General features: G+C 47.2%; 11 protein-coding genes. 4 read left to right on the forward strand and 7 right to left on the reverse strand.

All coding sequences use genetic code 11. The features are described from left to right. Both VBY75_RS11215 and VBY75_RS11220 read right to left on the reverse strand, forming a co-directional pair. A complete protein-coding gene (locus VBY75_RS11215) occupies window positions 1–1,107 on the reverse strand; it encodes a threonine aldolase family protein (RefSeq protein ID WP_416512539.1) in 1,107 nt (368 codons plus the stop codon). Window positions 1,108–1,114: 7 nt separating this feature from the next. Continuing rightward, window positions 1,115–1,366, reverse strand: a complete 252-nt coding sequence (locus VBY75_RS11220) for a hypothetical protein (RefSeq protein WP_053953456.1) — start codon at window positions 1,364–1,366, stop codon at window positions 1,115–1,117. 94 nt (window positions 1,367–1,460) lie between these two features. On the opposite strand from VBY75_RS11220, the gene VBY75_RS11225 reads away from it, so the two are divergent. Next, window positions 1,461–3,314 carry a DUF885 domain-containing protein gene (locus VBY75_RS11225; RefSeq protein WP_416512542.1) on the forward strand — a complete coding sequence of 618 codons (1,854 nt, stop codon included), beginning with the start codon at window positions 1,461–1,463 and terminating at the stop codon, window positions 3,312–3,314. 1 nt (window position 3,315) lies between these two features. On the opposite strand, the gene VBY75_RS11230 is transcribed toward VBY75_RS11225, so the two are convergent. Both VBY75_RS11230 and VBY75_RS11235 read right to left on the reverse strand, forming a co-directional pair. Continuing rightward, window positions 3,316–3,966 (reverse strand): response regulator, encoded by a 651-nt coding sequence (locus VBY75_RS11230; RefSeq protein ID WP_271332198.1) that lies wholly within the window; start codon window positions 3,964–3,966, stop codon window positions 3,316–3,318. Beyond that, the gene (locus VBY75_RS11235; protein ID WP_416512544.1) at window positions 3,963–5,108 is read right to left on the reverse strand and encodes a histidine kinase; all 1,146 of its coding nucleotides are present in this window, start codon (window positions 5,106–5,108) and stop codon (window positions 3,963–3,965) included. Before VBY75_RS11235 ends, VBY75_RS11230 begins: the two co-directional genes overlap by 4 nt. Before the next feature lie 125 nt (window positions 5,109–5,233). On the opposite strand from VBY75_RS11235, the gene VBY75_RS11240 reads away from it, so the two are divergent. Both VBY75_RS11240 and VBY75_RS11245 read left to right on the forward strand, forming a co-directional pair. Then, a complete protein-coding gene (locus VBY75_RS11240) occupies window positions 5,234–5,980 on the forward strand; it encodes a hypothetical protein (RefSeq protein ID WP_271332200.1) in 747 nt (248 codons plus the stop codon). Further along, window positions 5,977–6,840: a tetratricopeptide repeat protein gene (locus VBY75_RS11245; RefSeq protein WP_271332201.1), complete on the forward strand. Its 864-nt coding sequence runs from the start codon at window positions 5,977–5,979 to the stop codon at window positions 6,838–6,840. Before VBY75_RS11240 ends, VBY75_RS11245 begins: the two co-directional genes overlap by 4 nt. A 2-nt stretch (window positions 6,841–6,842) precedes the next feature. Here VBY75_RS11245 and VBY75_RS11250 read toward each other — a convergent pair whose 3' ends face one another. The 3 genes from VBY75_RS11250 to VBY75_RS11260 form a co-directional block, all read right to left on the reverse strand. Next, complete coding sequence (locus tag VBY75_RS11250; RefSeq protein ID WP_271332202.1) at window positions 6,843–7,952, reverse strand: sensor domain-containing diguanylate cyclase; 1,110 nt, start codon at window positions 7,950–7,952, stop codon at window positions 6,843–6,845. 84 nt (window positions 7,953–8,036) lie between these two features. Next, complete coding sequence (locus tag VBY75_RS11255; protein ID WP_271332203.1) at window positions 8,037–8,651, reverse strand: LysE family translocator; 615 nt, start codon at window positions 8,649–8,651, stop codon at window positions 8,037–8,039. 12 nt (window positions 8,652–8,663) lie between these two features. Beyond that, on the reverse strand, window positions 8,664–9,566 hold the full coding sequence (locus VBY75_RS11260; RefSeq protein WP_416512548.1) for a hypothetical protein: 903 nt from the start codon (window positions 9,564–9,566) through the stop codon (window positions 8,664–8,666). 120 nt (window positions 9,567–9,686) lie between these two features. Here VBY75_RS11260 and VBY75_RS11265 point away from each other — a divergent pair, with 120 nt between their 5' ends. Further along, the gene (locus VBY75_RS11265; RefSeq protein ID WP_199494840.1) at window positions 9,687–10,583 is read left to right on the forward strand and encodes a glycosyltransferase; all 897 of its coding nucleotides are present in this window, start codon (window positions 9,687–9,689) and stop codon (window positions 10,581–10,583) included. Window positions 10,584–10,667 lie beyond the last annotated feature (84 nt).

Genomic DNA, 10,667 nt, shown 5'->3' on the forward strand with positions numbered 1-10,667 from the left:
CTAAAGCGTTTCTAAAAACGCCTTAAAGTGTCGCAGCCAGAAGCTTTGTGGTTGCGACATGGCGTTTCTTCCAATTGAAATCTCACAAATAGCTTCACCATTGATCTCTGCTCTTGGCAGGGGTAATAGCATGACGCCTGTATTGCTGGCGTAGTCTGTTATTTTCTCGCCGAGCGTATTGGCCGGCAGAGCAAAATGAAGGTGAAACATCGCGGCTTGCGGTATCTCCGGATTTACCTTTAGCATTTCTAACTCGTTGAGTGCCTCGCCGAGTGCTTTGGCGTAGTTAACCGCGTCGGGCATAATGGGTAAATTCTCTCTTAAGCCGTAACGGGCAGACAAAACCTGCGGGTACTGGGTAATGATATTGCCACCGGCACGGCGAGCCCAGATTTTGGCTTGCTCTATGAAGGCTTCTGAACCCGCCAGAATAGCCCCCGAGATAGCCCCTAAATCCTTATAAAAACTCACATAAACCGAGTCAAATAACTCACAGACTTCGGGCAATGAACAGTCATAAGCACTAGGTACCTGCCAGAGCCGGGCTCCGTCTAAGTGCATGGCTATATTGTGCTGGCGCGCCCATTGCGACTGCGCGACCAAGTCGTCCCAGTCGGGCAACTGCCCCCCAATTTCACGCATGGGCAGTTCCAGTAAAACGGCAGCCAGATCCTGTGTTTGCACGGACTTTAAATCGCTAAGTGTTATCGGTTTATTGGCAAAGCCCGTGGTGGTGCCGTTAAGCTGCCACAAAGCTTCAAAGCCCATTTGTTCGTGCAACATCAAGTGTGACGTTGGGTGTAATGCCACGCCATTACGCTGACGCTGGTCGGCATGTATACGCAGGGCCAGTGGTTGCGCCAGGGTTCCCGTAGGTAAAAACAAAGCGGCTGGCTTGCCCAGTAATTTTGCAACGCTATCTTCAAAGTCGTTAATGAGCGCCCCGCTACCATAGACGTCTCTTTTCTCATTGCCCTGAAGTTGTTCAGACAATAATTTGAGCTCATCCGCCATGCCAGGCTGGGATTGACGCAAAAGAGATGTGCTCGCCTGCTCGGCAGCGTGCTGGTACGCCTGTTTTGTTTTTACCGTTATTGAGGTTGTCATGGTTTTCCTACTTTGAATGGACTTTACCGCCAATAATTTTGTAGGCAGGAGTGCCACGTATCATAGTTTCGCGCGCAAACTCCTGCCCACAACCGGGGCAATGGCACGGCTTAGTAGTGTGGTCTTCAACAATACGCTCAATAAAGCATTTTACCAAAGCGCCTTTGCCACCCTTGCGATATTTAAATATGGGCGTTTTGCACTGCAGACAAGAAATCTGCACGGTGCGAACCGGCCCTTTCTTGTTGGGTTTCGCCATAAAACAGTCGGTTACAATTTAAGCATTTCCATTAGTGTAACAAGCACGCTATAGTTTTTCTTCCTGTATCAAAAGAAGAATAAAGGACACTGCTATGCGTTATTCCATTGTCGCCCTGGCTGTTTTGGGCTTATTAACGGCCTGCGGACAACCGCAGCAAAACAATTCTGAACAAAATTTACAAACGGCGGTTGAGCAAACGGCGCAGTCAGAAACTGAGCGTCTGAATCAGTGGTTTGAAGAAAAGTACGAACAACAGCTTCAACAAAGCCCCATTCAAATGACCTTTCTGGGTCGCAAAGACCGCTACGGTGACATTGATGACATGACCGTCGCTGCTGAGAAAAAGCAGCTGCAGTGGCTGGAAAATAGTGTTGAAGAGCTGAAAGCGAACTTTGATTACGACAAGCTGAACCTCGAAGCTCAGACGTCTTACGACGTTTGGGTTTACCAATACGAACAAGCCAAGCGTAATGCCGAATTCCGTGGCATGGACTACGTATTTGACCAAATGCGTGGCGCACACACCTTCTTACCGCAGTTTTTAATCAACTTCCATCGAGTGGATGACGCGGAAGATATGGAGGCTTATATTTCCCGTATTAAGGGCGGTGCAACGGCTATTGAGCAATTATTGCAGCGCGCGAAAGAACAAGTAGAGAACGGCGTTCGTGCTCCGCGGTTTGCGTATGAGCAGGTTATTAAAGAGGCAAAAGGCCTGACTTCAGGTGCCCCTTTTGATGAAGAAGGTGACTCAAGCTTACTGGAAGATGCTAAAAACAAGCTCAGCACGCTTCAGGAAAATGACGCGATCTCCGCCGAACAAGCCGATAAATACGAAAAAGAAGTGCGTAAGGCTCTATTGGAGCGTTTCCGCCCGAGTTACGAAGCCTTAATCAGCTTTTTGGAAAGTGACATTGAGAATACCGACGAAGTCGCAACCGGCGTGCATCGTCTGGAAAACGGCGAAGCTTACTATAACGCCCGTTTGGCCAACTACACGACGACTGACTTAACCGCTGATGAAATTCATGAGATAGGCCTGAGTGAAGTCGAACGCCTGACCAATGAGATGATCGCGATTAAAGAGAAAGTTGAATTTGATGGCGATTTGCAGGACTTCTTTGATTATATCCGCACCGACGAGCGCTTCTTCTATCCGAACAACGACGAAGGCGCTGAAATGTATCTGGAAGATTCGCGCGAATATCTGGCGTACATTAATGAAAAGCTGCCTGAATATTTTGGTATTTTGCCAAAAGCCGACTTGGTGGTGAAACGGGTTGAGCCTTTCCGTGAACAAGACGGTGCGGCCCAGCATTATTACCCTGGTTCGCCTGACGGTGAGCGTCCGGGCATTTACTATGCGCATTTGTCGGACATGAGCTCCATGCCGAAAAATGAAATGGAAGCCATTGCCTATCATGAAGGTAACCCGGGTCACCATATGCAAATTTCTATTGCTCAGGAACTGGAGTCGGTACCAGAATTCCGTACTCAGGCTGGCTTTACGGTTTACAGTGAAGGCTGGGGCTTATATTCAGAACAGTTAGCCAAGGAAATGGGGGCCTATGAAGACCCTTACTCTGACTTTGGTCGCTTAACCACCGAAATTTGGCGTGCCGTGCGCTTGGTTGTGGATACCGGCATGCACGCTAAAGGCTGGACTGAAGAGGAAGCGGTTAAGTACTTCCAGCAGCACACGCCGATTGCTGAAGGCGCTGTGCGTTCAGAAGTTCGTCGCTACCTGGTCATGCCGGGTCAGGCAACGGCCTACAAAATTGGCATGATCCGCATTCTGGAACTGCGTGAAGAAGCCAAAGAGGCCTTGGGCGATAAGTTTGATATCCGTGGCTTCCACGACACCGTTTTGGGTGGTGGCGCATTGCCGCTGCATATTCTGGAGCGTCGTGTTGACCAATGGGTTGAAAAGCAGAAGAACGCCTAACTTACAATAAACCTAAATCAATGGCCTTTAACACAGCTCGGGTGCGGTCACGTACCCCGAGCTTGGCCATAAGTGACGACACTTGATTCTTAACGGTCCCTGTCGATTTAAACAAGCTTTCCGCTATTTCATTATTGCTGAGCCCCGCTGCTATTAACCGTAAAACGGCAATTTCTTTATCTGTCAGCGGCTCAACCAGAGTCTGTTCACTATTATTTTCAGACGCTTTGCTTTCTTTTAAGCCTTGCACGATACGTTCAGTGATAGCGGGCTGAAGCCAGGTTTTACCATCGGCTAAAGCTTCAATGGCGTCCACCAAAACCTCCAGCGAAACATCTTTTAATAAGTAGCCTTCGGCGCCGACTTGAATGGCTTTCATTATAGATTCGTGGTCATCAAAGGTTGTCAGCATTAAAACCGGTGTTTGGAAGCCTTTTTTTCGCAAAAGCTCGACGGCCTCAATACCACTCAAGTCAGGCATGCGAATATCCATGAGAATTACATCAGGTTCACTCTCTGTCGTTAGCCTAACCGCCTCTCTGCCAGAGCTAGCCTGCGCGACAACGGTAACATTGTCGGATAGTGACAAGAGCGAACTCAGACCTTCCCGAACTAATGTTTGGTCATCAACTAACAGAACGTTAATGTTCATACATCACCCTCAAGCGTTAGCTGAATGCTAAAGCCTCTGCCCTTTGTCTGCACGCTCAAATCAGCACCAATTTCATCGGCGCGCTCTTGCATACCGGTCAGTCCATTTCCGCCCTTAAAATGCTGAGTAGACCCATTATCTTCAATAAAAAGGCAGAGTTTATCTCCCTGGCAAGATAAAGAAATACTCTGACAATCACCATTGGAGTGCTTCAGGAAATTGGTCACTGCTTCTTGCGATATTCTCAGAACAGCGTCAGCAATATCGATGGATTGAATACCAAGTTTTTTCTGGCAAACCACCTCAACTCGCTTGTCCGCCGAGTGATAAGAAAGAGACTGTAATGCGTTTTCAATGTCCAGCACGGCCGAATCACGTAAATCGGAAACCGCTTCACGAACATCGGAGAGCAATAACTTGGTAATGCTCTGACTCTTCTCCAAAGTGGGTTTTAGTTCATCATCTGCTTTTCGAGCTGCCACCTGTAGGTTAATTGAAAGCGCCGTTAAGTGATGGCCTATTAAGTCGTGAATGTCGCGGGCTATGCGAGTCCGTTCATTCTGTTTGCTCGCTTCCTGAAGCAACATTTGTGTTGCGCGAAGTTCTCGATTGATAGCTTGCTCTCGCTCCAGTGCTTTTGTTTCTCTCAGCCGGGTGCCCATGGTCACAATGGAGAACAAATTAAATGCCCAAAACAGAATGGCGGATATCCAAGCATAACTGTCGCCCCAGCCAAATTGGTAAATCAACCATAATGGAACCGATAGCGGAATAGAGAGAAGAACAGAGTTTCGAATACTGGTGTAATAAGGCAGCTGTGCCATGCAAATCGTCATCAATATGGCGACAACACTATAGGGTATTAAGTAATACAAACTGAAAATAGCCACTAATTGAATAAAGACAAGACTAAGGCGTAGCCAAGGCTCGTTTTTGTAAGGCTGCTCCCGTGTGGCTATTGTGAAGCACACAATAAAGGCCAAAAAAAGTACCGCGGAAATAATCCAGTACGAACTGAAGAAAGGCGTTTGCTCTCTTTGGCCCAGTAAGTAGAGACAAAACGAGGACAGCAGCACCCAGGCCAGCACTGCAATCCACTGCTCATGATCTAAGTATTTGGAAGTAACAGATTTTATATTCATTAGTTAAGTATGCCCGCAGCTCGGCATTTCGCAATAGGTCAAAAGTCACGTTTCATAAAGTGACTTCTTGCACTAACCGACACCGTTGAACCGCTCTAACCTGTAAAAAAACAGGAGGGCTTATTATGTTGACGCTGCACAGCTTTTTACTTTATTTACACATCGTGTTTGGTGCCATAGCGATGGCATTATTCTGGATACCGGTAGTGACAAAAAAGGGAGGTTTGAACCATCGCCGGTTTGGTAAGGCGTACGTCTGGATCATGAATACGGTTGCTGTTTCGGCCATCGTCATGTCAGTAATGGTTCTGGTGGCTCCTGCTTATTTTAAAGCGGACATCATTGCCAATAGCCAAAGACCTGACGCCGTTACAGAGGGGATTCGCTTCTTTTGGACATTGCTGTTGTTCCTTTCCGTGTTTACTTTTGCCTCGGTTCGGAACGCAACCGTTGTTTTGCGGTCGAAACGAAGTCGCGATAACTTGCGCACATTCAGCTACTTATCGATGCCGGTTGGTTTGGCGGTGATGTCTCTGGTGTTGCTATGGCAGAGCATGAATACGCCTGCTATTCAGTTTGTCAGCCCTTGGTTGCACATTATTTTTGGCATTTTAGGGTTAGTAAACGTGTATCAAATGTTGCGTTTTGCATTTTCGCCCTCAGTTAAGAAGAATGCCTGGCTGATAGAGCATTTAAGTTCAATGTGTGGTTCAGGCATAGCGGTTTATACAGCGTTCTTTGCTTTTGGCGCGCGTCATGTGCTGGCTCACTTGGGGCAGTGGCAATTGTTATTCTGGGTAGTGCCGGGTGTTGTAGGTACGGTGCTTATATTTTTATGGTCACAAAAATACGAAAAAGGAGAATTCTCGTGAGGTGGCTTTTATTCTTACTTACAACATTAATTTTTGCGCCCGGCGTTTATGCCGAGGTGGAAACGAAGCAGGTTATTCAGCAGCAGTTGGCTGATGGCTCATTGGATAGCGCTGAAAACAGCGTCGAAGAATGGGTTAAAAATGAACCGGGAAACGCTGAAGCATGGCATACCCGTGGGGTGGTGATGGCGCAACAGGCACAAAATGCCTTTTTCAGTGCGATGAGCTACGCCGGCAAGTCAGTGGACTCCTTTGAGAAAGCAGTTGAACTGGCGCCTGAGAGTATTAAATACCGTAGATCCCTAATGCAGTTTTATTTAATGGCGCCCTCTATTGCCGGTGGTGATGACGAAAAAGCGCTGGCTCAAATTGAGAAAATGATGGCGTTAGACCCGGCACAAGGTGCGCTCGCGAAAGTTGGGTATTTTCGTAAGCATGAAAAGATGACAGAAGCAGAATCGCTGCTGGAAGAAACCATAGCAGCACACCCAAATAATGCGGATGTTTTGCTTTATGCAGGCTTGCAAAAACAACGCGCAGGAGAATTTGATACGGCTCTCAAGCTGCTTGATAGAGCGGTAAATGGCGTTTCAGATGATGGTTCTGCAGTCAGTATGGCGTTGTATCAGATTGGAAAAACCGCCGTTTTAGCCGAAAACCAAATCGAAGCTGGAATTGCAGCGTTAAATAGCTACTTAGAGGAAGAGGTAACATCGGATAATTTGCCTGAGCCGCACTGGGCCCAGTTTAGAAAAGCACAGCTATTGGCGCTAAAAGGCGACACGGAAACCTCGGAGCAAATGCTTGCAGAGCTTAAAGGCGTTGACGATAAAGAGCTGCAAAAACAGCTAGCACAATAATGCTAGTCGTCTAAATACCCTTTGTTTCGACCATTGGACTTGGCGCGATAAAGCGCTGAGTCTGCTTTGCCTATCATTTTTTCTACAAGTGTTTCAATGTTTTCATCGGTTTGTGGAGTATGGATATAGCCACCGACACTAACAGTCAAGTAGGGCGCTATAGCCGAGGTTTCATGAGGTATTTGCAAGGCTCTGACTGATTCAAGTAAATGGTTGATGCTGTCTTCGGTCTTCTTTCTGTCAGTCGCTGAAATCACAGCAACGAATTCCTCCCCACCGTAACGGGCAACAAAGTCCGTGTTGCGCTGGAACAGATCGAATAGTGCATTGGCAACCGACTTTAGCGCCTGGTCGCCTTGTAAATGACCGTAGTGATCATTATAGGACTTAAAATGATCGATATCGATAATCAGTAAGCTTAGGGGCGACTGTTCTCGCATTGAACGCTGTATCTCATTGTGAATGCGCTCGTCGAAGGCGCGGCGGTTGGCAATACCGGTTAAGCCATCCTGAGACACTTGCGCATGAAGCAGGCGGTTGGCTTTTTCCAGTTCACGTTGAGTATGAATGAGCTCGGCATAGGTTCGCTGGCGCTCTAGCGTATTGGCAATAATGTTGGCGACTAGCTTTAAACAGCGAACTTCTTCTGGTATCCAGCGATGCTTCTTCTGGACTCTGTCACAGCCGACAAAACCAAGTAACTGATGCTTCGCCACAATACCGACACAGATAACCGACTTTATATGCTCGCGTTTAAATTCCTGCTTTTCAGCTTCGGCTTCAGGGGGTAATAACTCGACATCATTAACAATCAACAGTTGGTGCGTCTTTATTTCACTGAAAAACCAGGGGAGGTCATCGATACCCACAGACTGAAGGTCATCAATATGTGCGTCAAAGCCATCTCGCACCCACTCATGGGTATTGGTCATATTGGCAACAGCGTCATCAAATTCAAAAACATAGCAGCGGTCTGCACCGGCGTAGCTGCCAAATGCTTCGATGACTTCTTCTATGCATTCGTAAGTTTCTGCCGGCTCGCTGTTGATCAAGCGAGACGAAAGCTCAGAAATGAGTTGGCTAAACGTAACTTGAGTATTTATGGCGTCCATGATTCCATCCGACTGTTTACAATTTTAGTTAAGCACAGACTAAGCACTGGGTAAATGTTATTTTTGTGTTATTTGAGAGATTGCTCAGGCTGTATAGAATATCCAGATATCGTATACGACGGGTAACACAGAAAAGACCAATAGAAGAGCCATTGAGACGTTAAAGACGCGCTGTGCGGTGTGGTTGGTGAGTAACTGCCTCAGTCCGGCGCCGGCCACCAGCCAAACGCCTACACAAGGAAATGCCACCGCCAGAAAAGCGGCAGTTATTTCCATTACTTCTGACCAAAGCGTGCCTGCAACTGTGGTAAATGCTGCCACTGCGCCTGTTGCCATAACCCAGGCCTTGCCATTTACCCACTGAAACAAAACCGCCTGCCAGAAAGTTAATGGCTTACGGTCACCCTTTTCAATTGCCTTGGGAGTTTGTGAGCCAATGACCCAGGCCAGCCAAAGCAAATAGACAGTACCGGCAATTTTAATCATTTGGTGCAGAAGCGGGAACTGCTCCAGTACCGAACCAAAGCCCATACCAACCACCAGCACCATGGCCGGAAAGCCAAGGCAAATGCCGAGAAAGTGCGGCAGGCTGGACTTAACACCATAGTTCACGCCTGACGACATAATCATAATATTGTTGGGGCCCGGCGTAATAGTTGTCGAAAAAGCAAAGAAAAATACCGCAATAAAAATTTCCATTCTCTGATCCTTTTACTTCTTCTCTAAGGTTGGCGGCAGACCAAAATGTGCGATTAAATTCTGTAGCTGTGCGTCATTGCCGCCATCTTCGCGCTTATTGAACTGCCATAACGAACTGCCACCGCTGCCTTTCCAGTTAATCAGTTTAGGGTTGTTACCCACTCGTCGTATGATGCAGTTATTCAGGCTGGCTAACCAAAACCACCATAAATCATCCGCATAAGGAGCCAGAGAAGAAGCCAGCTCCTGGTCAGTAACGCGCTTATCAAAGCAACCCGGCGGGAAAAGCACTCCGGCGCCACTGGTAAAAAACAGACGCGGATCGGGACCCCGTACCTCTGTTTTCGGGTACCATTGCCTGTAGGGTCGTATTTCTCCGCTTTTTGCCCGGCGTAAGTAATGTGCCCGCCAACACAGAATCTCCTGGTCATTACCCGTATACGCATTGACTAAGATTGCCAGCCAGCTAGGACGGTAATAGATGTCATCATCAGCGGTCACATGAAAGGCATCGGGAAAGCTTTTAAGTGCCGGAATCAGCTTTTTATAGGAACGGGTGTCGGTACTGACTAGCGCAATGGTTAAGCCGTATTTTTGCAGTACAGTGACACTTGCCGGAAGTTTGGCAATGTCGTCCTGATATAACCATAAAATGACTTTGTCCGCTTTTACCGTCTGTAACAATAGCGACTTTAATGTCAGGTGCAGCTTAGCAAAGCGATCAGGGAAGGAGGTTAGGTTCACTATCAACTGACCGGGCAGTGAGTGTTCCGACTGAATTAAGGTGTCGCGCTGTTGCCATTGCAGTTCAGTTATCGCCTGGGCGTTTCGTTTAAGACTTGAGCCCGCCAGCGATTTATACTTTCGTAACCAGCGATAGCGCAATTGTTCGAAAAAACCTTTAACTAAATTCATCGGTTTAACAACTAACCCCTTCGTTCGTTATAGAGTGGTTACAAAGCGTCCAGTTCTTCTGTAGCCTGTGTCGAAAATACCATAGTACGTTCAAAGAAAGCGAATGCGAGGTAATGCTGAATGGCACTAAGAAGTTGGTTACAGCAAAGTAAAGAGTTCATATTGCGATTTGCGGTATCCAGTCCCGTTCCGGCTAGTTGGCTATATGATGTACCGGAGTCAACCGAAATTGAAGACCTGACCAGCACACCTGAACATATTGAAATTGTCAGTCACTGCTGGAACTATTCGCATTTGTTTGTGTATCAGTTGAAGTCGCTGCTGGATAATGCCCCGGAGGACTTTAAAGTTACGCTGACCGGTTTTTATTGCCCCGAAGACAAAAACACCGTTGCTTTAATTAAAGAGTATGAATCGAAACAGGTTGATAATATCGAGTGGAATTTTATTGCGCTCAACAAAGGCGACTTACTACGCCGTGGTATAGGCCGTAATAAAGCTGCAAAAGAAACGAAAGCCGACTGGATTTGGTTTACCGACTGCGACTTACTGTTTGGGGAAAATACCTTCCCAAGCTTAAAACAGACCTTACGCAAAGAGTCCTGCATTCTGGCGTTCCCGGAACAGGTTTCTCGAACTTCGTTATTGAGCGAAGAGCATGATGTTCTGTGTAATGGTAAAGAAACCTCAGTTGAAGAATGCTTGCAGCAGGCGGACTTTACCACCCACACCTTTTCAAAAGCCTCTGGCCCGGTGCAGATAGTTCATGGTGACACGGCACGTCGCTATGGCTATTGCGAGCAGATAGACTGCTATCAGCAGCCGAAAGACCGGTGGGTAAAAACTTACGAGGATCGCGCGTTCCGCTGGTTATTGGGTACGCACGGAAAACCATTAAACATTGAAGATGTATCGATAATTCGCCACGTAGAGAAGGGACGCTATAAAAAGAACTCGACCTTCTCAGAAATGCGTAAAGCGAACCGTCAGGCCAAAGACAAACTACTGGCGAAATAAGCGCGTCGATAAGTTGCTCTATAACTAGTAAGATAATTCCCTATTGATTAGGATGGATGTCTTACAGTAACCCTACAGGGAGAG

Origin of the sequence: Idiomarina sp. HB (assembly GCF_048059115.1) — a bacterium.
GTDB classification, from domain to species: Bacteria; Pseudomonadota; Gammaproteobacteria; order Enterobacterales; family Alteromonadaceae; genus Idiomarina; species Idiomarina abyssalis.

Coding starts and splice junctions, on each gene's coding strand:
- VBY75_RS11230 (WP_271332198.1), bottom strand. CDS start 3,966: ATGAACATTAACGTTCTGTTAGTTGATGACCAAACATTAGTTCGGGAA.
- VBY75_RS11255 (WP_271332203.1), bottom strand. CDS start 8,651: ATGGAAATTTTTATTGCGGTATTTTTCTTTGCTTTTTCGACAACTATT.
- VBY75_RS11225 (WP_416512542.1), top strand. CDS start 1,461: ATGCGTTATTCCATTGTCGCCCTGGCTGTTTTGGGCTTATTAACGGCC.
- VBY75_RS11260 (WP_416512548.1), bottom strand. CDS start 9,566: ATGAATTTAGTTAAAGGTTTTTTCGAACAATTGCGCTATCGCTGGTTA.
- VBY75_RS11265 (WP_199494840.1), top strand. CDS start 9,687: ATGGCACTAAGAAGTTGGTTACAGCAAAGTAAAGAGTTCATATTGCGA.
- VBY75_RS11250 (WP_271332202.1), bottom strand. CDS start 7,952: ATGGACGCCATAAATACTCAAGTTACGTTTAGCCAACTCATTTCTGAG.
- VBY75_RS11240 (WP_271332200.1), top strand. CDS start 5,234: ATGTTGACGCTGCACAGCTTTTTACTTTATTTACACATCGTGTTTGGT.
- VBY75_RS11235 (WP_416512544.1), bottom strand. CDS start 5,108: ATGAATATAAAATCTGTTACTTCCAAATACTTAGATCATGAGCAGTGG.
- VBY75_RS11220 (WP_053953456.1), bottom strand. CDS start 1,366: ATGGCGAAACCCAACAAGAAAGGGCCGGTTCGCACCGTGCAGATTTCT.
- VBY75_RS11215 (WP_416512539.1), bottom strand. CDS start 1,107: ATGACAACCTCAATAACGGTAAAAACAAAACAGGCGTACCAGCACGCT.